Source organism: Paenibacillus sp. 2TAB23 (assembly GCF_052115165.1).
Taxonomy (GTDB): domain Bacteria; phylum Bacillota; class Bacilli; order Paenibacillales; family Paenibacillaceae; genus Pristimantibacillus.
The window spans coordinates 121611-141953 of record NZ_JBFRGD010000018.1 but is presented as its reverse complement, the minus strand read 5'-3'; the positions used below and the strand labels follow the sequence as shown (position 1 = coordinate 141953).

General features: G+C 49.4%; 24 protein-coding genes. 14 read left to right on the top strand and 10 right to left on the bottom strand.

The annotated features are described in order from the left end of the window. Positions 1-55: 55 nt before the first annotated feature. The 4 genes from AB4Z29_RS23120 to AB4Z29_RS23105 are packed head-to-tail and all read left to right on the top strand — an operon-like array spanning position 56 to position 3424. On the top strand, positions 56-1219 hold the full coding sequence (locus tag AB4Z29_RS23120) for an MGDG synthase family glycosyltransferase (RefSeq protein WP_441945337.1): 1164 nt from the start codon (positions 56-58) through the stop codon (positions 1217-1219). Positions 1220-1237: 18 nt separating this feature from the next. Continuing rightward, positions 1238-2437, top strand: coding sequence for an MFS transporter (locus AB4Z29_RS23115; RefSeq protein WP_441945336.1), 1200 nt, complete (start codon positions 1238-1240; stop codon positions 2435-2437). A gap of 4 nt (positions 2438-2441) precedes the next feature. Then, positions 2442-3050: a TVP38/TMEM64 family protein gene (locus tag AB4Z29_RS23110; RefSeq protein WP_183564766.1), complete on the top strand. Its 609-nt coding sequence runs from the start codon at positions 2442-2444 to the stop codon at positions 3048-3050. Positions 3051-3061: 11 nt separating this feature from the next. Then, positions 3062-3424 carry a hypothetical protein gene (locus tag AB4Z29_RS23105; RefSeq protein WP_441945335.1) on the top strand — a complete coding sequence of 121 codons (363 nt, stop codon included), beginning with the start codon at positions 3062-3064 and terminating at the stop codon, positions 3422-3424. 20 nt (positions 3425-3444) lie between these two features. Here AB4Z29_RS23105 and AB4Z29_RS23100 read toward each other — a convergent pair whose 3' ends face one another. Continuing rightward, positions 3445-3741: a hypothetical protein gene (locus tag AB4Z29_RS23100; RefSeq protein ID WP_441945334.1), complete on the bottom strand. Its 297-nt coding sequence runs from the start codon at positions 3739-3741 to the stop codon at positions 3445-3447. A 64-nt stretch (positions 3742-3805) separates the two neighbouring features. On the opposite strand from AB4Z29_RS23100, the gene AB4Z29_RS23095 reads away from it, so the two are divergent. Then, positions 3806-3949 carry a hypothetical protein gene (locus AB4Z29_RS23095; protein ID WP_183564760.1) on the top strand — a complete coding sequence of 48 codons (144 nt, stop codon included), beginning with the start codon at positions 3806-3808 and terminating at the stop codon, positions 3947-3949. A 25-nt stretch (positions 3950-3974) separates the two neighbouring features. Beyond that, positions 3975-4271, top strand: a complete 297-nt coding sequence (locus tag AB4Z29_RS23090) for a transposase (protein ID WP_441945333.1) — start codon at positions 3975-3977, stop codon at positions 4269-4271. 120 nt (positions 4272-4391) lie between these two features. Here AB4Z29_RS23090 and AB4Z29_RS23085 read toward each other — a convergent pair whose 3' ends face one another. The 4 genes from AB4Z29_RS23085 to AB4Z29_RS23070 form a co-directional block, all read right to left on the bottom strand. After that, the gene (locus AB4Z29_RS23085; RefSeq protein WP_441945332.1) at positions 4392-5450 is read right to left on the bottom strand and encodes an FUSC family protein; all 1059 of its coding nucleotides are present in this window, start codon (positions 5448-5450) and stop codon (positions 4392-4394) included. Beyond that, positions 5447-6574 (bottom strand): DNA alkylation repair protein, encoded by a 1128-nt coding sequence (locus tag AB4Z29_RS23080; RefSeq protein ID WP_441945331.1) that lies wholly within the window; start codon positions 6572-6574, stop codon positions 5447-5449. The genes AB4Z29_RS23085 and AB4Z29_RS23080 overlap by 4 nt, the downstream gene beginning before the upstream one ends. A gap of 131 nt (positions 6575-6705) precedes the next feature. Further along, positions 6706-7473 carry a sporulation protein gene (locus tag AB4Z29_RS23075; protein ID WP_441945330.1) on the bottom strand — a complete coding sequence of 256 codons (768 nt, stop codon included), beginning with the start codon at positions 7471-7473 and terminating at the stop codon, positions 6706-6708. 73 nt (positions 7474-7546) lie between these two features. Further along, positions 7547-9325, bottom strand: a complete 1779-nt coding sequence (locus AB4Z29_RS23070) for an ATP-binding protein (RefSeq protein WP_441945329.1) — start codon at positions 9323-9325, stop codon at positions 7547-7549. 276 nt (positions 9326-9601) lie between these two features. Between AB4Z29_RS23070 and mscL the strand changes: the two genes are divergently transcribed. The 3 genes from mscL to AB4Z29_RS23055 all read left to right on the top strand — a co-directional run bounded on the left by mscL (position 9602) and on the right by AB4Z29_RS23055 (position 11157). Further along, the gene (mscL, locus tag AB4Z29_RS23065) at positions 9602-10060 is read left to right on the top strand and encodes a large-conductance mechanosensitive channel protein MscL (RefSeq protein WP_441945328.1); all 459 of its coding nucleotides are present in this window, start codon (positions 9602-9604) and stop codon (positions 10058-10060) included. Further along, the gene (locus tag AB4Z29_RS23060) at positions 10053-10688 is read left to right on the top strand and encodes an NUDIX hydrolase (RefSeq protein WP_441945327.1); all 636 of its coding nucleotides are present in this window, start codon (positions 10053-10055) and stop codon (positions 10686-10688) included. The genes mscL and AB4Z29_RS23060 overlap by 8 nt, the downstream gene beginning before the upstream one ends. Before the next feature lie 79 nt (positions 10689-10767). Continuing rightward, positions 10768-11157, top strand: a complete 390-nt coding sequence (locus AB4Z29_RS23055) for a hypothetical protein (RefSeq protein ID WP_441945326.1) — start codon at positions 10768-10770, stop codon at positions 11155-11157. Positions 11158-11333: 176 nt separating this feature from the next. On the opposite strand, the gene AB4Z29_RS23050 is transcribed toward AB4Z29_RS23055, so the two are convergent. Continuing rightward, complete coding sequence (locus AB4Z29_RS23050) at positions 11334-11756, bottom strand: hypothetical protein (protein ID WP_441945325.1); 423 nt, start codon at positions 11754-11756, stop codon at positions 11334-11336. A 167-nt stretch (positions 11757-11923) separates the two neighbouring features. Here AB4Z29_RS23050 and AB4Z29_RS23045 point away from each other — a divergent pair, with 167 nt between their 5' ends. The 3 genes from AB4Z29_RS23045 (at position 11924) to AB4Z29_RS23035 (ending at position 14407) form a co-directional block, all read left to right on the top strand. Further along, complete coding sequence (locus AB4Z29_RS23045) at positions 11924-12574, top strand: hypothetical protein (RefSeq protein ID WP_441945324.1); 651 nt, start codon at positions 11924-11926, stop codon at positions 12572-12574. 113 nt (positions 12575-12687) lie between these two features. Next, the gene (locus AB4Z29_RS23040; protein WP_441945323.1) at positions 12688-13584 is read left to right on the top strand and encodes a manganese catalase family protein; all 897 of its coding nucleotides are present in this window, start codon (positions 12688-12690) and stop codon (positions 13582-13584) included. A 160-nt stretch (positions 13585-13744) separates the two neighbouring features. Further along, on the top strand, positions 13745-14407 hold the full coding sequence (locus AB4Z29_RS23035) for a TraX family protein (RefSeq protein ID WP_441945322.1): 663 nt from the start codon (positions 13745-13747) through the stop codon (positions 14405-14407). On the opposite strand, the gene AB4Z29_RS23030 is transcribed toward AB4Z29_RS23035, so the two are convergent. Continuing rightward, the gene (locus AB4Z29_RS23030; RefSeq protein WP_441945321.1) at positions 14402-15304 is read right to left on the bottom strand and encodes a serine/threonine protein kinase; all 903 of its coding nucleotides are present in this window, start codon (positions 15302-15304) and stop codon (positions 14402-14404) included. The genes AB4Z29_RS23035 and AB4Z29_RS23030 overlap by 6 nt on opposite strands. Before the next feature lie 197 nt (positions 15305-15501). Between AB4Z29_RS23030 and AB4Z29_RS23025 the strand changes: the two genes are divergently transcribed. Together AB4Z29_RS23025 and AB4Z29_RS23020 are read left to right on the top strand one after the other, a co-directional pair. Beyond that, positions 15502-15672: a hypothetical protein gene (locus AB4Z29_RS23025; protein WP_183564722.1), complete on the top strand. Its 171-nt coding sequence runs from the start codon at positions 15502-15504 to the stop codon at positions 15670-15672. Between the two features lie 128 nt (positions 15673-15800). Further along, a complete protein-coding gene (locus AB4Z29_RS23020) occupies positions 15801-16019 on the top strand; it encodes a hypothetical protein (protein ID WP_441945320.1) in 219 nt (72 codons plus the stop codon). Between the two features lie 227 nt (positions 16020-16246). Here the strand turns inward: AB4Z29_RS23020 and AB4Z29_RS23015 are convergent, their stop codons facing one another. The 3 genes from AB4Z29_RS23015 to AB4Z29_RS23005 form a co-directional block, all read right to left on the bottom strand. Beyond that, positions 16247-18046, bottom strand: a complete 1800-nt coding sequence (locus tag AB4Z29_RS23015) for a methyl-accepting chemotaxis protein (RefSeq protein ID WP_441945319.1) — start codon at positions 18044-18046, stop codon at positions 16247-16249. A gap of 21 nt (positions 18047-18067) precedes the next feature. Next, a complete protein-coding gene (locus tag AB4Z29_RS23010; protein WP_441945318.1) occupies positions 18068-19360 on the bottom strand; it encodes a putative bifunctional diguanylate cyclase/phosphodiesterase in 1293 nt (430 codons plus the stop codon). A 233-nt stretch (positions 19361-19593) separates the two neighbouring features. After that, positions 19594-20325, bottom strand: a complete 732-nt coding sequence (locus tag AB4Z29_RS23005) for a response regulator transcription factor (protein ID WP_183564712.1) — start codon at positions 20323-20325, stop codon at positions 19594-19596. Positions 20326-20343: the final 18 nt, after the last annotated feature.

Sequence of the window (20343 nt, the reverse complement as noted above, 5' to 3'; positions counted from 1 at the left end):
CCCGTTCATGCCTGCATAACAATCCTCCGCTACACTACCCTCAGGAGGTGTATTCATGTTTCATTTCGAGAGCAATTCTCAGCCTAAAATGTTAATTTTGTATGCCTCTTACGGCGACGGCCACCTGCAGGTTGCCCGCGCGCTCCGAAGCTCCATGGAGGAGCTGGGCAATTTCCGCACGGTTATGATCGATTTGATGGCGGAATCGCATCCATGGCTGAATGAGGTGACAAGGCGCTTTTATCAAAAAAGCTATACCAACATGCCTTCGCTCTACGGCTGGATGTACGATTTCACCAAGCCTATGAAGCATGATTCATGGTTTGGTGGGCTGCTGCACTCTTTTGGCAAAGATAAAATCAAGCGCATTCTTCTCGCGGAGCAGCCTGATATCGTAGTTCATACCTTTCCGAGCTTTGCCCTGCCGGAATTAAAACGAAGCAATGGCTTCCATCCGCCTTCCTATGCCGTTATCACAGACTTCGACTTGCATTGCCGATGGGTTCATCCCAGTATTGACCGTTATTATGTCGCAACGGAGGATTTGAAGCAGGAGCTCACAAAGCTCGGCATTCCGAATCAAGCCGTGCAGGTAACCGGCATTCCCCTTAAACGCGGATTTCGCGCAGCTGCGCCCTCAAGTGAGCTCTATCATCGCTACAACCTTAACCCAAATAAACCCATCATCCTCATCATGGCAGGCGCGCAGGGCGTCATGCCCGATGCAGCCCTAATCTGCAGCATGCTGCTGGCTGATGCTAATGTTCAAGTCGTGCTTGTATGCGGGCGGAATGTTCCGCTAAAGAACGCCATACAACAGCTGTTCCAGCATCATAGCGGCAAGTCCCGTTTATGCGTTCTCGGCTATGTCGATGCGATACATGAGCTGATGTCCTTATCAGACTGTCTCGTTACGAAGCCTGGAGGCGTCACGCTCTCAGAAGGCATCACTGCAGGCTTGCCTCTATTCATCTACCGACCTGTACCCGGTCAGGAAAAGCAGAATGCGCAATACCTTGCTGCTAAAGGCGCAGCAACCATTTCGTATGAGGCAGCTGAGCTAACGGGCCAAATTTTGAAACTCGTCCATGATCCTTTACGTCTTACTAATAGCAAGCTGTCCATCAAGCAGCTGCCGTCCTCCCAAATGGCTGCAGATAGCATTATTTTGGATATTTTATCCAACATCCGTATAATAGAGAAAGCATCTACTCTATAGGAGATAAGGAGCCCCGCCGTGCGCAATAGTCACGCTTTCGGAGCGGAGATGCGCCTTATCTCCGTCATATTGTTCCTTGTGGAGTTTTTACGGGGAGCCGTGCTGGTTAGCCTGCTGCCTATTTATGGCGCGAAGACGCTAGGGCTTGCGCCTGATGTCATAGGAGCCGCCATCTCCGCACATTACTTAGTGGATACGATGCTCAAAATCGTGATCGGCTATTTATTAGATCGCTTTTCGATTCGCATTGTCGTGCAAGCTGGGCTTGTCGTATCGCTTGCCGGTGTTTTTCTGCTGCGGTTCGCAGAGCTTCCATGGATGTTCATTGGGGCAGCTGCTCTATATGGCATTGGAATGTCCCCGATCTGGATCGCTTGCTTGACCAAAGTAAGCGCGCAGCAGCGAGCCGCGCAAATGGGTCTGCTGTATACCGTCTGGATGGTTGGTCTCGGGAGCGGACCGATCGTTTGTACTATTTTGCTCGATGTCAGCGTATCGTTTACGTACAACCTGCTCGTCAGCTTGTCTGCCACAGCTTGCCTGCTGACGCTCTTCATGAATCGCACAAGGGCTCAGACGACTGAACGCATACCGCTTGGAAAGCAGCTAACCATTCTTAAAGGGCAGCTTCGGTCCATGCGGCTTCTGCTGCCAGGCATGATCCTGCAGACGGCCGGGGCGAGCATGCTCGTTCCCATACTCCCCGGTTACGCGGAGCAAGAGCTTGGATTATCGGGAGCCCAGTACTCTATCCTCTTGACGACAGGAGGAATTACAGCGGTTGCGAGCCTCATTCCAATGGGGAAATTATCCGATCGGCTGACCAGCAAAAAATGGTTTCTCGTTGCCGGATTCGGGGTGTTCGGAATTGGTTTATGGATGCTGGCTTCGGGACTTGCATTCTGGTATTGTTTACTTATATCTGCCATGCTTGGCCTTTCCTATTCGGCTATTCTGCCCGCTTGGAATGCGCTGCTAGCGACCTACGTCCCACCCAAGCAAGAAGGTGTAGGCTGGGGAATGCTTTCCACCTTCGAAGGGTTCGGCGTCATGATCGGACCTGCTGCCGGAGGCCTCCTTGCCGCACAAAACGGAGAGAGCTCTGTCTTCTGGACGAGCGCAACTCTGTTTGGATTGATTGGCTTATTTTATTTTTGGCTTCCCAAGCAGGCATTTGCAACAACCAATAAAAGCGATAAACAAGTAGAACGGAGTTAAAGCTATGGATGATTGGCATAATTGGCTGGAATACATCAAGCATTTGGATTTGGATTCCATACAGTGGACTCTCGAGAGCTATTCGCAATGGGGGCCATTTCCGGGAATTCTTCTGCCCATGATCGAATCCTTTCTCCCCTTCCTGCCGCTGATTCTTATTATCGCGGCTAATGCCAACATTTACGGTCTCGGATTCGGGTTTCTTTTCTCATGGATCGGCGTTACCGCCGGCGCGGTAACCGTCTTTTGGATTAGCCGCAAGCTCGGCCGCAACGTAAAGGGACGTCTGGAGCGGCGCTTTCCAAAGTCAGAACGGTTTTTTAATTGGGTGGAGCGCCGCGGCTTTACGCCGCTATTTCTGCTCGCTTGCTTTCCCTTTACGCCTTCCGTCATCATTACGGTCGTTTCTGGCCTAAGCAAGGTGCCTTTTCATACGTTTCTGCTGGCAACGCTTCTCGGCAAAGCCGTTATGATTTTCTGTATCTCGCTAATCAGCTTCGATATCGGCAATTTGGTCGATGAGCCTTGGCGTATCTTTGTATCGATTACCGCCGTGCTGGTCATGTGGTTCGGGGGCAAACGTCTCGAATCCCGTTACCAGGTGAATGGATGAGGTGATGCCGCATGCTCTCTTCGCATAGCTTCCTAGCATCACTGCCGCCTGTCCTGCTTACTTGGCTTGATGTTGGCATGGGCACTATCGTACTCTTGATTGCCGGCGGATTTCTCGCCGGCATGTTTATGTTCATACGTATTGCATCGGATGACTCCGACAAATACAAGGACCTCAAAGAGATGGTCGAGACGATATTTGGCACGCCTGCACATCTTAGGCCTTCGGTAGACGACGCCGACAAGAACCGTCATGATCCTGACAAGCTTGGCTCAGCGGCTGCTCCCCCCTTCTCAGAGCCTTGTCCAGCTTGTAGTGAAACCGTCACCGAGCAGGATGCGACCTGTCCATCCTGCGGTCTTCAGCTTTTATAAGCTTCAGATTTCGTTTCATTTTAAGCAGCATCTTTAGCTTCAGATTTGGCTTTATCCTTGGTTTCATCTTTAGATTCTTCTTCAGCTTCATGTTTAGGTTCGTCTTTGGTTTCATCTTTGGTTTCATCTTTGGTTTCATCTTTGGTTTCGTCTTTGTTTTCATCTTTGGTTTCATCTTTGCTTTCAACTTTGGTTTCATCTTTGGTTTCAACTTTGGTTTCAACTTTGCTTTCATCTTTAGTTTCGTTTTTAGTTTCGTATTTTGTCTCATCTTTCGCTATAGCTTCGTCAAAACCTTCCCCATAATCCGAGCTCATACATTTCTTCCTTTTGTGGCACACTGTTGAGGAACTTCTTATGAAGAGAAGGGAGGGTGATGACATGTCAGACCAACAGCCATCCGATCAACAGAAAGCGGCGAGCAAAGCACAGTCGCGGGCTGACCGCAATCAAGCGAACAAACAGTCTGCAAGCGAGCTGCAATCAGATGCCGACCGCGCAGCGGTGCCCAAGCATGGATTATGACTACAGGAAGGTTGGTTAACAACATATGAGCGATTCAAACCACCATGAGATGAACCCTCTATCTGGGGAACCGGTTGAAGTCAAAGGCACTTATCGCAATGAATGGGGACGCGAGGAGCAGTTGGAGCGAGGCGATGTTTTCCCTGCGGACCCGATGCTCGGTTCCACGGAATGGCAGCTTGTCGAGCTGTTCTTCAACAATCACCATGAAGGACATACCGATCCTCGTTTGGTGCCGCATGACGATGATAATAATCCAGAAGCGCATATGCAGCATCCGCGCCGCCATGAAGGAAGCAACAAAACCGACGATGATCAATAGGCAGCAGCCTGCGCGGTTTTGACAAGCTAATCATGCAGCTTCAAACCAAACAGCAGGCCGGAGCGCGCTAATGGCGCATCTCCGGCCTGCTGTATTATTTTATGTTCATCCTTAACGTATCTAAGCTGATTCCTGCGCCTCGTCGATATCTCTTCTCGCGTTTTCTTCGCGCTGCTGCACCTGATCAAGCAGCTTCTCCAAACGTCTAAGGTGATAGGCGTATTCGAATAACCCAGATGCTACAAATATAAGACGCTTATGCTCATCCGGATCCTCCATTACATAGGCGGTTAAATCCTTGACGAACCTAGCTTCACGCTCTTCCTCCGGCTCGATCAAGGCGTTAGGCTTCATCTTATCCTCGGCCTTCAGCAAAATTTGCTCATGATATTTCGATAAGTCTTCGATTTGCCGATCGAAGCGCAGCGCCCACTCCCCCGCACTAGGAGAGGCGAAGTAATGCTCCTCCACGACGTCAAGCAGGTCTGCCCCTTTTTGCAGCGTCTTAATCATTTGCTTGGACACAAGCAGCTGCCTGGCATGACTCGTCTTCGTTCTGGCGAGAACCTTGCGCTCTTCTTCGAATACGGTATGGCGCTCCTCCAGCTTGCGAAGCGTGCCATGCAGCTTGTCCTTCTCCACGCGGAATACCTGCTCCTTCATTTCATTGGACACCGCTGTTCTTAGCAGCAGGGAGAGCTGTGTATAGGCCTGATGGACCTGCTCCGTGAATTGTTTTCTCGGCCTAGGCGGGAACACGAGTACGTTCACCAAAAAGGAAGAGCCGATTCCGGTCAGTACCATTAACAATCTTGAAATCGCAACATCCCAGCCCTGTCCGTTTGCCTCCATAATCGCAACTACGGTTACCAGCGTCAGGCTAATCGTACTCTCCATTTTGAGCCTGATACTAATTAGAATGACCAATATGCACACGAGTCCTGCCGCAATCGGCGTATGGCCGAATAAACGAACCGCAGCAATAGCAATGACCGCACCAAGCAGGTTCGTCTGTACCTGATCCGCTACTCGCTGCCATGAGCGATAGATAGATGGCTGAATGGTAAATATAGCCGCTACCGCAGCAATCAGCGGGGAAGCAAAGCCAAACAGGCTGCTCAAATAAATGGCAAGCGCGACAGCCATCCCCGTTTTTAATACTCTGGCACCGATCGTCATAACGGTTTCGCCTCCGTTACCGTCAGCTCCGCGGAGGCCACCTCTCTCCCGTTCACCCATAGCGTCACGACATGAAGCCCGCTATAGTGCTTTCGCGTTGTCAAATCCGCAAAGCGGTGTGCACGTACGCTGGAAGCAGCAGCGCCTCCTGCATACTCGCGGTCAGAGAGGAGAAAACGTTTAATCGATGTTTTGCCTCCGGACTTTACGAATGCAATGCCATATTCAATGCGAAGCTTGGCGGATTCTCCCTCGCGCAATCGTACGTGGTATCGCAAGGAAATCTCACTTCCGATGGCTATTATGCTTGGAGTGACCTCCAGTTCAGCATAAGCAACAAGCGGCTGATCCGTCTCTTCTGATGCCTCATGCTTCGCGTAGCCAAACAAAGCCATAATCTCAGGAACCGACTTCTTGATTAACGTACGGCAGCCATGCCGCACGATCCAGTCCGTGTGCGGATCCTCGCCGATCCATGCCTCCGCCAGCGAAATGACAAGCTCAGGATGATCCTTCGCAATATCATTCAAATTGTTAGCCACACTCTTGCGAACGTAGAGGGATGGATCCCGTTTCAGCTTCTCCAGTATCGGTACAATAGGCGATGGATCCCGCTTGAATAACGGAAGAGCTTGCGCCCATGGAAGACGCGGCCTGATTCCTTCGCTCGCAAGCCGTCGTACGTGCTCGTTCGGATGCTCCGCCCAAGCAAGCATCTGCGAAGCCATGCGTTCCGGATCATTCAGGATAAATGCCCGAATGGCGAATTCAGCTGTAGAGCGTTCTGTGAAACGTGTCAGCGCCGCTAACGAAAGGTCCCAGTTATGCGGCTCCATGCCATATATCTCTACAAAATCCGAGAAGAATATATAGGGCAGCCCTGTGCATTTCTCATCTATTAGATAAAGGACAGCTAGCGCATCGCCATATGACTGCGGCAGCGCGGCGCCCAGTGCTTCTGTAATTTTTCGAGCGCGAGCCTTCAGCTCCAGCTGCTCCCAATTGCCGTCCCTCACATGCTCCACAAATTCCGATTCGTTAAACGGATTCCATGCGGTCTTCACCAATGCTGCAAATCTTTCTAGAAAAAAGCCATCATACATGGCCTTAAGCGGTTCTGCCAAAGTAAATCCCCTCCTCCAGCTATTATACCGAAAAATGAAAGCCAATCATGCTTTCTCTATCTTAATCGCAAAAAAAAGCTCCGAAACACCCCGCAGGCGTGCTTCCGAGCTTTTTCCAACGATCCAGCGGTTTATGCGTAGCGTGCAATAATGCCGGACAGCTGGTTTGCGATTGCATGTGGTCCTGCAGCCAACTGCTCATTCGTAAAACGGGTACGCACAAAGGATTCATCCATGTTCATGGCCTCCGCGAAAAAGCTTGACAAGCCGCGTGCGCGCCGATCGATTTGGAGCACGAGCTCCAGCTCGCGATCCGACGGATAGAACATCACTTCCAGCTCATCGAGCTGTCCGCGGAATTGCGTCGTCGGTACAAATTCAAGCTCTTGGATAAAGGGCATTTTGCCGCCAAGCTTAGATGAATATTCACACTCCGCCTTCCGCAAGCGGAACCCGAGGACGTTCAAAGCTTCGAGTACCGTATTCATGGCAGCGGTTGGAACAACCTCTATACGGTCGTTATCGCCGGGATCAACGCCGCCTCGCACATCCAGCTCGGTCTTCACCCATACTGGCGCGCGTCCGATCGTAAGCGGTGTTTGGTGTGGCAGCTGGAAGCTGAATGGCACCTCGCGCTGCTCGTTTGCGTTCAACGTGAAAGGAGCGCTCACATGATAGCGTCCAACCTCGCCGTGCTGCGTAATCTTGCTGTCGTTGCTCTCTCGTATATATTCTGTCATGACCGATAGCTGGATCGTTTCGATTCGCTGCTCCACGTTGCCGCCCTGAATTTTCACGATGCCCCGAACCTCTTCGCCAGGCGCATATCGAGGTTTCTCCAGCAGCGTATCAATCTTCGCGGACCCTATGCCGATACTTGCCAAAAAACGATTAAACATCTTTACGACCTCCACCCTCATAATGGTGATGCTGAACTTCTAAAGCATATTACGAGACCTTTCATTTTAGGTTTCACATTGCAGAATCCGATTGCTCAGCCTTTGCAACGGTCATTTCCCTATAAGGCAATTGGATTACAAAAGTCGTTCCCACGCCTAGTTTGCTCTCTGCTGAAATTCGTCCTTGATGGTTGTCGATAATCTTGTAAGTAACCATTAGGCCAAGCCCAGTGCCTTTATCCTTTGTCGTATAGAACGGCTGGCCGATCTTGGCCAGCTGCTCGTCCGGTATGCCTGAGCCCTCATCCTTAATGCGGATCAACACGGCGGATTCCTCTTCAAGAGACATCGTAATCGTGACCACACCGCCATTATGCATCGCTTCAATGGCATTCTTAAGAACATTAATGAACACCTGCTTAAGCTGATTTTCTACGCCAAGCACCCATAATGGGCGATAGTCGGAATGGAACTCAATCATCACATTATGCAGAATCGCTTGCGTTTCGAGCAAATTCACAGTATCCGCCATAATTTGGCGGGAATCTTTATGTACAAACTCATATACTTGCGGCTTAGAGAGCATGAGCAGCTCACTCACGATGGATTCGATGCGAATCAGCTCTGATTTCATAATGTCGTAGAAATTGCTGGTATTGCCGCGGCCCGAAGCGATAAGCTGCAAGAAGCCCTTCAAGGAAGTAAGCGGATTGCGGATTTCATGCGCAATCCCTGCAGCCAGCTGGCCTGCGACGTACAGCTTCTCCGAATTGATCAAGAGCTCCTCGTTCTTCTTTCGCTCTGAGATATCTCGTATAATGACCTGTTTTATTTGCTTTCCGGAGAAGGTTGAGCTGGCGCTTACCATCTCCGTGTGCAGCAATGTGCCCTGCATCGACAACCATTGCAGCTCAAGCGGCTTGGCTGGAACAGCCTCGTGTTCCTGTCCTGTAGCAAGCCATGCACGCATCTCATTATGGTATTGCGAGTCCAATAGGCCGTATACGCTTTGGCCGAGCAATTCCGTCTCGGACTGCGCCTCGAACATGCGCAAGCCTGCGCGGTTCATAAATTCCCATTTGTCATCACTAATCACTGCAATCGTGTCCATCGAATTCTCTACAAGCAGCTTGTATCGCTCATCGATCTGGCTGTATTTATTGGAAGCAAGCCATGTCGTCAAGCTAAAGCTTAGAATAATTAAAGTGGACAGCCCTAACAGAAAGGCAAGCAGCAGCAAATATTCGTTCAGCAGATCGGTCGATAAGATATTATCATATTCGATTTTGAGCGCATGCATGCCAATTTGGTGGATGGCCATATTAGATAACCCTAATGACAAACAGCTTTTTAACTTATAATACGGAGACTTGGAATCCAGCCAATAAAAAGCCAAATAGGCGCCAGCAATGCCGACACCAAAGGAGAGCCAGAAGAGCGGCCAATTCATTTGGAGAATGACTACGGACTCTGATAACATCGATATATACTGAAGCATAGTCGATCCTAGCGCCATTAATAGAGCACTAAAAAGGTAACGTCCTCGTACAAGCTCCTGTTTTTTCAAAATAACCAGCGAAGAATAGACGATAATCGCACAGACGACCAATACGAGCAGCATGCTCCAATCCATGACCATTCGGTAATCAGAAGCAAGCAAGGATACGACATGCATCGTCCATAAGCCAAGCCCATAAACGGAGGCTCCGCCAATAATCCAATTGAATCCATACATGCGTCGCTTAGGCTGCAGCTGCTCTATCATATTCAGCATCGTATAAGAAGCAAAACACATGATGATGACCGATAAAACGAGATAATAGGGGTTTCCAGAAATGATAGAGTCAGCCATAGGGCTCCTTAGATATCCATATATTTACCTACAAATAGTAAATTTCGACAATTATCCAAAAAATCCTCTGTTTTATACATAAAAATTTGTGGGATTTTGGCGTAAAAGCGGTCACTATTTCTCTTCTTCCAAACTTCCGTTATTATGATAGGATGGCTATATTCGAAACAGGCTATACTAGCAGAATAGAAGATCGCCAGCTTGTGTTCGGCATACCTGTTAAGCTGCGCCTGAAGTGCCACCATAGTGTCATCATATTTGCTAGGAGGAACAGAAATGAAGATCGTCAAGGAATTTAAAGAGTTTGCGATGAAGGGCAATGTTATTGACCTCGCAGTCGGGGTCATTATCGGAGGGGCTTTCGGGAAAATCGTAACCTCGCTCGTAAATGATATCATTATGCCGCCGATTGGCAAGATTTTGGGGGAAGTGAATTTTAAAGATTTGAAGCTTTATCTCGGGAAAACAGATACACTGACGGCCGAACAAATAAAAACAGCTCCTGCCATCGCCTACGGACAATTCATCAACGTGATGCTCGACTTTATTATCGTGGCATTCTGTATTTTCATGCTCGTTAAAGTGATAAACGTGCTGCGCCGCAATGAGAAGAAGGAAACGGCTCCTGTGGAAGTAACCGAGAAGGATTGCCCGTACTGCTTGTCCAAAATCCCTGTAAAAGCTACTCGCTGCAAGCACTGCACCTCTCAGCTTGAGGCTGCCGCGCATGGCTGATGAGCTGTTCGATATTTATGACGAGCAGCTTCGTCCGCTTGGCACGGCGACGCGTGCGGAAACGCATGCTCGCGGCTATTGGCATCGCACGTTCCACTGCTGGCTGACCCGCCGCGAAGGCGACCGCAGATTCGTGCGGTTCCAGCTGCGGCAGGACAGTAAGGATACGAATCCAGGCTGCTATGATATTACCGCTGCCGGCCACCTTGCAGCAGGCGAAACCATCCGCGAGGCAATGCGTGAGCTTGAGGAAGAGCTTGGCGTAAAAGCCTCGTTCGAGCAGCTCATCCCTCTAGGGCAAATTCGCGAGGACGCAAGCGGCGAAGTGAACGGCATGCCATTCATAGACAGGGAGGTCAGCGATGTTTTTGGCCTCGTTTGCGAGGTGCCTTTGCTTGAGTTAAAGCTCCAGCCAGAAGAAGTGGCCGGCGTTTACGAGGCTGACCTTGATGCGTTGATTGCACTGTTTCAAGGCTCTTTATCCGAGGTGTCTGCTTCCGGCGTCGAGCTTCGCGAGCCGGACGCTCCGCTGAAGGCCGTACAGCGCTCCGTTCAGGCCAGCCAGTTCGTTCCCCGTGACTTTGCTTATTACGTGAATGTGCTCCAGGCACTGCACGGCTGTACTTAGCCTGTGTCTCGCTCGTATGGGGCTGATCGCGCACTCCCCATGCCCGCTCCCAGTTGGTATACCATTGATCAATCAGCCCATGAATATTATAAAACTCTGTGTGACGCGGGGCGAGGTCGAAATCATTCAGCTCAGGCTGATTGTAAAGACGCGCCCCCATTTCATGGAAGCATCCATGAAGGTTGGTCTCAATAAAGCTGCCAAGCTGATCCAGCGACCCGAAGGATCGCGGGTTCGATTGTACTCTCTGCTCGGCCCCGGCATCGTAGCACGCGGAACGACGTATGCCCTCCGGCACCTGGCTCCATGGTGCAATCCATCGTCTGTCGTAGCCCATCGCATCATACCAGCTGTACACCCGATTAATATAATCGCGATGAAACCGCAGGAATCGCTCGCCATAACCCGGCGGCGGTACCGTCCCTGGCACCAAATGATAGGTGTGATGCCAGATCTTGTGCTCGTCTAACAGCGCTTGCGGAAAATTAGGAATTAACGGCATTTTGCTTTCCTCCTTGCTCGTTCGAACCTCTTAACACTCACTCCTCTACCGTATGCTTCTGTCTCTGCAACTGTGATTCAAATGCCTGCAAACGGCAAAAAGACTGCCTCCTAACAGAAGGCAGCCCTTTCAAAACCATTAAATTAGAACCATACATTGCGACGGCACTCATCTTGAACTCGTTTGACGCAAATGTCGAACGATACAGTCACATCATGGTTTCTTCCGAATGAGCAGCAAATTCTTACACAATCTTTTTCATGCGTACAGAAGAAGCAAACGACGCGGCAATGGCAGTCGAGCAAGCATTGAATGGCTCTAGCGTCGCGGCAGCGGATCGCTCTCACAAATTTTTCTGCTGTTTCCTCGTCTTTTAATTGCTTGAACAGATCGCTTAGTTCTGCTCCTGCAACCTGCATAGCTTCAACTGCTGGTTCAGTACGTCGGCTGCAGCCGCAGCTTTTATGCTCATCTTTGCATTTGCAGCTGGTTGATATACGGGCACGGCTTTTGGATTTGCGATTGGATTTGACGCTGGTTACTTTTACTTTTAATTTGGCGGACATTTCTATCCCCCCTCCCTCTCGAACTTACTCTATTCTATGCAAATTTGAGAGATTGGTATGGACGAGTGCTACCTGACAAGCGCTTGATTCCTTTCTCGCAATTGTTGTATGACCCGTAATTCTTCCGCATACCTATATGAGATACCATTCGAATGGAGGTCATTGGCTTGGCGGAAAATATGATGAATATGGGCAACATCGGAAATATGGGCCATGTAGGGAGCATGCCTAATGTCGGCGGAGCTGGCAGCATGCCGAATATGAACAGCATGCAGAATGTCGGCGGAGCGGGCAGCATGCCGAATATGAACAGCATGCCTAATGTCGGCGGCGCAGGCAGTATGCCGAATATGAACAGCATGCCTAATGTCGGCGGAGCTGGCAGCATGCCGAATATGAACAAAATGCAGAATGTCGGCGGCGCGGGCAGCATGCCAAGTATGAACAAAATGCAAAATGTTGGCGGCGCGGGCACTATGCCGAGCATGGGGTATATGGGGAACATGCCCCACACGGGACATATGGGCAGCATGGAGAACAACGCTCCCATTCTTTATCAAGCAGAGCCTCAGCATACGGAGATGGTCATGCAGGTAAGGGATCGCGTAATGGGCATGTGCGGCGGCCATATGCATAAGCATGTTCGCGTACAGACAGTAGATGGGCATATTTACGAAGGCATGCTGATGCATATGGACCACTGCATCTTGTATTTGCAATGTACCATGCACAATCCGCGCGCCTTCATGAATCCATACAATGCGGTGCTGCCGCTCGTATTGTATGAGCTGCTCGTTATTACGCTGCTGAACACCTAGGCGGAGCAGCGTTCGACAATAGATTGTCCCTTGCGACAAATTCGGTATATGGTTGCACAATCGGTCATACATTGGTTTAGATCGAATCGTCACTGAAATGAGGTGAACAACCCGTGATTGAACGAATAAACAAGCTTCAGGTAGAGCTCCCTCCGTCTCCTTACGCGGATGCAAACGCTGCTGCTGCGGTACAAGAGCTGCTCGGAGGAAAGTTTGGCGAAATGTCCACGTTGAACAATTACATGTACCAGTCGTTTAATTTTCGCGAGAAAAAAAAGCTTAAGCCATTCTACGATCTTGTATCAAGCATAACTGCCGAGGAGTTCGGGCATGTGGAGCTGGTATCGACCGCTATTAATATGGTGCTTACAGGCACGACCAGCCCAGGCGATCCCAACTCAGCACCGCTTAAAGAAGGCGTCAACAAGCGCAACAGCTATTTCTTCATTCAAACGGCGCAAACCTCCTTGCCAGGCGATTCAATGGGCCGTGCTTGGACCGGTGACAATGTGTTCAGCAGCGGCAACCTTGTACTGGACCTGCTGCATAATTTCTTCTTGGAATGCGGAGCGAGGACGCATAAAATGCGCGTGTATGAAATGACAGATCATCCGACTGCTCGGGCAATGATCGGTTATTTACTTGTCCGCGGCGGCGTTCATGTACTGGCTTATGCCAAAGCACTCGAAATTGCGACTGGCGTTGATGTGAAGAATCTTATTCCCATCCCCGACCTTAGCAATAACCGGTTCGAGGCTGCCCGCAAATATGAAGCAATGGGGCTCGGCAACAAGCTGTATACGTTTAGCCAAAACGACTATAAAGACATTGTTCTTATTTGGAATGGCCAGAATCCACTTACAGGCGCGCAGCTAGAGGTTATTCAGGGTGCACCGCAAGGGGCGCCGATGCCTGATTTGAGCGAGGTGCCGGAGGAGTTTGCTCCCGGTATCTCGCAGGAAGACTTTATTCAGATTGCTCGCCGCTTGCAAAAGAACGCCGGTCTTTAGCAACCGTGCCTGCAGCTGGAACTTTCCATTTTAGACCAAGCAGCCCGTCCACGAAGACCTCCTTATCCGCGCTATCGCGGCTCGGAGGTCTTCCTGCTCCCATTCTCTCATATTTCGTATGCTATACTAGAAAAAATAAGAGAGAATGAAGGTGTCCTAATTGCAATTTCTGGCCATGCTGACGATGCTTATTGATCATATCGGCCTATTATGGTTTCCTGAAAGCTCTGCATGGCGAATGGTCGGCAGACTTGCGCTGCCATTTTATGCTTTCACTATGGTGCTTGGCTATTTCCGAACCCGAGATGTCAATCGTTATTTACGAAGAGTCGCATGGATTGCCGTTTTGTCGCAGCTGCCTTACCAGTTCGCCTTTGAGCGGCTGGAGGTCAATACGGTTGGCTCCCTTTTCGCATGTCTCCTTCTCCTGCGGCTTCTGGATCAGTGGAAAGGCAAACAAGTGCTGCAGGTTATCGCTGCGGCTGGCTTTGCAGTCATACTGGAGTTTTTCCCGTTCAGCTATGGCGCATATATCGTATTGCTCGTGCTTATTTACCGTTACGCTCAAATCCAATGGTTTACCTTGTTTCACTTCTCATTGAACGTGGTAAGCTTTTTTATAAAAGGATGGTTCCTTCAAGCCTTCAGCTTGTTTGCTACCTTTCTCATCGTGTATTGGCCTGGGTTCATACGCAGCGCGGACAAAATAAAGGTTCCGCGTCTCGTTTGGCGCAGCTTCTACCCGCTACACCTTGCCGTGCTTGCCATCATCTATCATCTAACGAGCAACCAGGTCTTTATCGATATGCTGCGCGTGCTATGAGGCATCTGATCCATTCTCCAGCTCAAGTACGTCCAGCAGCTCTCTAAGCTCCTGATCGCATTGCTCGGCCGTAACGAAGCTTGTTCCGCTGCATGGAAGAAGCCGGCATACAAATTGCTGTACCGCAAGCGGAAGCTCCAGCTCCTCTTGCCAGCTTCGCTCCGCCTGTCCTTCATCATATTCATAGCCGGCATACATCATGAATAGAAAAAAATGCCCAAGACCATAAAGATCGCTGGCTGTCTCAGGCTGGCGCATCTGCTGCTTCGCGTAGAGCCAGCTTCCCGATTCTGAAGCGGTTTCCTTCATCTGGTTTTGAAGCTGCGGCTCCTTTAAGCTCAAGCGCAGCGATTCCGGGAGCTGTTCACCAATGCGGCACGAGAGGCCGTAATCAATCAAATACAGGCGCTGGCCATTGTCAACGGCATTCGGTATGCGAACGTCGCAGTGCACATAGCCCAATTGATGCAAATACTGCAGCGGGCGGAGAAGCTCCTGCAGAATACGCAGCGCCTCCTGAACCGAGTAGGTCCGGCCTTGCTCCATCAGCTGCTCCACATTCGCGCCTTCAATAAGTTCCATGATGAGTGCTTCATCCCTGCCATGCTTCTCATAGCGAATCCATTGCGGAATTTGCGGATGCTTCAATAACTTCAGAATCTGGCTTTCCCTCTCCAGCAGTTCCTTGCTCAACAGGTTTTTACTTGGGAGATTACGTTTCAACAGAACGCGCTCACCGAGCAAAATATCCGTGCAAGCATAAGTTTGGCCATAGCTTCCCATTCCGATAAAACGCTCGATCCGGTACCTTTTCAGCCACAATACGCCTGTGCGAAGCGGATAGTCCCGCCAATTTTTAATGATTTCCTTGTATTGGTCCGCAATAAACGAAAGCATGATCCTTCTCCCCTAACGCTTGATGGTCATTCAAGGCAGCTACTGCCTACGCATGTTCAGTGAATAAGAAACCTTGATAAAATAAATCCGTACGGTTATGAATAAGAAATCGTACGCTTTGGCCGCATATTTGTTTCAAGATCGGACGAACGCGTTTGTCTACATCATTCGACAATTTCATTTAGGAGGTCTGTTTTATGTTAAGGCATTTGCTTAAACGTTTGTTGTATTCACTCATGGGTCGCAAGCAGCACCGTCGTCGTCATTACAGCAGCAGTGACCATAATAACGGGCATTATCGCCCGCACAACCGTCCACATAGCGGTCATGGCTATTACAAAAAGAAGCGCAGCAGCTATTCCAGCTAAAAAACGCGACATTTGTCGAAAGTATTAGAAAAGTGTAAGTAAAATAAACAAAATCCTGACCACCGTTTCATAAGAGGCTAAAAGGTTTACGTTAGAATGGGGGAAATCGATCGGAGGTGTAATAGGAAATGATGAAAATCGTTACCTTCAAAAGTCGTTCCGTCCCTGTATATTATCCTAACGAACAATCAGCATCCTTAGAACTGCTTAATCATAAATTGCACGAATTGGAATTGGATTTTGATTTCCGCAAAAAATGGAGAAGAATTAAGTCCGTAGAAATGGTGCGCGATGTGGCTATTTTCCAATATAACGACGGCACAAAGCTTTATCTGGAAGTATGTTAAATCCCCCGAGAAAAAAGACCTGACGGCACACAACATGTGCTCCTTCAGGTCTTTTATGTTTTCCGGCATCTCATCCACTAGAAAAGACGGCTTCGCCGTCCTCTGCAAGAGGAGAGTACCAGTTTCCGTAGAAATAGAAGAATGCTTTATCGCGTGAAACATATAAGTCTTATATTTTAAAAATGCCCTGCAGCAATAAGCTGCAAGGCAATTGTCCTTCATCTCTCTTACACTTTAAACTTCGAAATCTCATTCTGCAGACGCTCAGCCATGTTGGCCAGCATCGCGGAGGAGGCTGCAATTTCCTCCATGGAAGCTGTCTGCTGCTGCGCCGCAGCGGCTACCGTCTGCGTACCTGAAGCACCTTCTATCGCAACATCCACAACCTCTTTGATCGTAAGCATGACCCGTTCCGTGCCTGCTGCAATGCCGCTTGCCGCCTGGGAGACTTCATCGATCTGCTGAGCCACTTGGATGACCTCGTCGCGGATCGTTCCGAACATGCTGCCAGCGCCCTCTACGGCTAGAATGCCGCTCGATACGACGCTTCCCGCATCACTCATGGCTACGACTACACGTTCCGTCTCCGCGCCAACAGCTTTTACAATACTCGTAATATGCTCGCTGGATTCCTTCGTCTGCTCTGCAAGCTTGCGCACCTCTCCTGCTACGACCGCAAAGCCTTTGCCATGCTCTCCCGCTCTAGCTGCTTCAATTGAAGCATTCAATGCGAGTAGATTCGTCTGCGAGGAAATGTCGGAGATGACCTGAACCATCTTCACGATTTCTGTAGAGCGTACGCCTAGACCGCGCACTGCCTCCGCCAATCCATCAAACGATTGCTGAATCGATTCCATCTGTACAACTGCCTGCTGAAGCGCGTCGCTGCCTTCCGTTGCTTGAAGAGAGGTTCTTCTTGCCGCATGAGAGGCTTGCTCCGTGCTCACCGCGATTTGCTGTACGCTGGCTGACATGTCATGAATAACCTGATAGCTCTGTTCCGCGCTCGTTGACTGCTTCTCAGCCCCATCAGCGACCTTCTGAATCGTATATGCGATATGCTCACTCGCTTGGCTGGTCTGCTCTCCGCTTGCCATCAGCTCCTCAGACGATGAAGCTACCTGATCCACGCTGTGCCCAACCTCATGGACAAGCGTTCTGAGCTGAACGACCATTTCATTAAAGCTGTTAGCCAATATGCCTGTCTCATCGCGATAATGGCATACGATTGGGTCGATGCGAAGATTGCCCTGCGCAACCTCTTTGGCAAGCTCGGACACCTGCTTAATCGGTTTCGTCATGCGTACCGTGAATAGAATCGTCGCTGCAATTCCGATTACGATCATAATGAGCAGCGTAATGGTCGTAACCTTAATGATTTGCTGAGCGCCTTGGTTGAAATCGTTCATATATGTACCCGCCGCTACATTCCAGCCCCAATTCGGATCCTTCTCGATATACACAATTTTGGATGCGATTTCGTCTTCCGTACCAGGAAGTGTCCAATCGTAATAAACGAAACCGCCGCCTGCCTCCGCTTTTGCAAGAAAGGCATCCGTAACCGGGATTCCCTTCTCATTATCAAGGACAAGCTCCCCCTCGCTGTTTGCCATACCGGCCAAACTGCCGCCTTCGGAAGAAGGATGGGCAATGACGACCATCTCGCTGTCGAACGCAAACGGATATCCGTTTGCGCCTAGATCAATGCTTTTATTAATGGGACGCTTGCCTGCCTCATCCTTCGCGCCAAGCATTGAGATTTTCACGAATTCCTCTGCCGCCTTACGGTCAACCGCTCCAGTCTTCACTTGTGTATCCAGCAGCGCAATTAAGCTGATCGTGCTCCTTACACTATTCTTAAGCTGCTTCTGCCCGCCGGTATTCAGCGCGTCAACTGCAGATTGATAGCTAAACACGCTAACGAGAATACTTGGAATAAGCAAGAGCGATAAACATAAAAGCATGAGCTTTATCTGAATAGTAGGCTTAATCGATCTTAGATTTTTCAGCTTGTTTAATAGAAGCATGGTTTCATTCCCCTTTGGCTGTTACGAAGTTGTGTATTCTGAGCGGCGAATCATCGTTAAATCGAGCACATCCGGCTCTTTGGGCTTACCAAGCAGAAAACCTTGCACATAGTCGCATCCCCACTCGCTTAGAAGCTCATATTGCTCCTTATACTCCACGCCCTCGGCGATTACCTCTAGCCCCAGTTTGTGAGCAAGCGTAATAATACCTTCAACGATAATTCCCTCTGCACTCGGAAGATCCATTTTCTTAATGAATGACTTGTCAATCTTCAAGCATTGAACCGGCAAATGCTTCAGATTTACAAAGGAAGAGAAGCCCGTGCCGAAATCATCCAAAACGACGCGAACACCAGCCGCCCGCAGCCAGCTAAGCGATGCTGCAGCCGTATTCGAATTGTAGATCATCTTGTCTTCCTTGATTTCAAGCTCGAAAGAAGAAGGTGCGATCCCATGCTCCTTCAGCGCATGCAGCACCGTTTGCGAGAATGTGCTGCTCTGCAGCTGCTGTGCGGATACGTTAATAGACATAATCAAATTGCATAAGCCGTACTTGCTCATACTTGCCAGCATTCTACAAGATTCGCGAATCACCCACTCGCCAATCGGCACAACTAACCCGTTATGCTCCGCAATAGGGATAAATTCCGTAGGAGATATCTCTCCAAGCTCTGGATGCTCCCAGCGAATCAACGCTTCAAAACCTCTCAGTTTTCCGTCCGTCATCTGATATACGGGCTGATAGCTTAGCCGAAATTGTCGCAGACTCAAGGCAGGCCGCAGGCCTGCCTCAATAACGATACGACGATTCAACTGAATCGTATCCTCTGTATTATAGAACCTCGCTTGGTTGCCGCCTCGCTCTTTGGATTGATAGAGAGCTGATTCCGCCCGGCAAATCAGCTGTTCACTAGTCCGTCCATCCTGTGGAAACAACGTCGCCCCGATGCTGGAGGTCAAGTACAGCTCCGTTCCCTCAATATCAATCGGCCGTTCAACCGCATTCTTGAGCGCCTCCACAGCCTGAATGCTGTGACAGTCATCATTCTCAAGCGGCATAGCGACCAGAAACCGATTTCCCCCTACTCGGCTCACACTCGTTGCAACCCTTCTTGCCGCTGACAAACGCTCGCTTATCTTGCAAAGTAATAGATTCCCGAATTCCGTCCCTTTGGTTTCATTCACCCGATAGAAGCGATCTACATCGACCATCGCTACCACCATTCGCTTACCTGCCGCACGTACGACATTTACCGCCACTTCGAGCTGTGCAAAAGCTTCCTTGCGGCAAGGCAAACCGGTTAACGCATCCATTTTTTTCGACCACCGTCCCAATCCTTTAATTAAGACTATTGTCCCATACAACCATTAGAAAAATTAATGAGAGAGATTTAGAAGATTGTTAGATATTTTAATATTATTTCCAATACCCCTTACATTTAGGGAAGGAGAACGTACAATAGACCGCCTCCGCCGACTCATTTGTCTCTGTAAACGCAAAAAAAGAACGAATTCGCCGCCGCGAAGTCGTTCTTTAAGGTGAAACGTTAGCCTTTGCTCATACTTGTATGCTGAGCCGTATACTTGTAGCCAAATCCCCAAACCGTTCGAATAAGACGCGGCTCCTTCGGATTCTGCTCGATCTTCTTCCGAAGATTAACGATATGTACGTCGATGGCACGGTCTGTCACAAAGGAATCAAAGCCGCGAATCGTATTTATAAGTTCTTCCCTGCTGAATACTTTGCCTGGATAGGCGAGAAACAGCTTCATTAGCTCATATTCCGAAAAAGTAGTTTCAACCAGCTGTCCTCGTACAAGCAGCAGCCTTCTTTCGAAATCAAGCTGGATCGGATCACCGTCATCGATTACTTCCACCGCGGCGGCAACCTGCTGCTGTGTCGTTTCTGTCTGCATGGAGCTGGAACGGCGAATAAGGGCTTCTACCCTTGCCGTCATCTCATGCATGCTGAATGGCTTACACATGTAATCATCGGCACCTGCCTTTAAGGCCTGAACCCGCTCCGACACTTCACTCTTCATCGACAAAATCATTATCGGTACGTTAGAACGTTTCCTAATGAGTGAGCAAACCTCCATACCGTCTAAATCGGGAAGGATTAAATCAAGCAATACCAAATCAGGATCAAACTCAGACGCGATTCTCAGTCCATCGTCTGCCCTGTAGGCTTGCATGACGGAATATCCTTCTTCTGATAAATACATAGACAGCATATCACTCATCATGACGTCATCTTCAATAACTAGAACTTTATACATTTGTCGTCACCCTTTTTG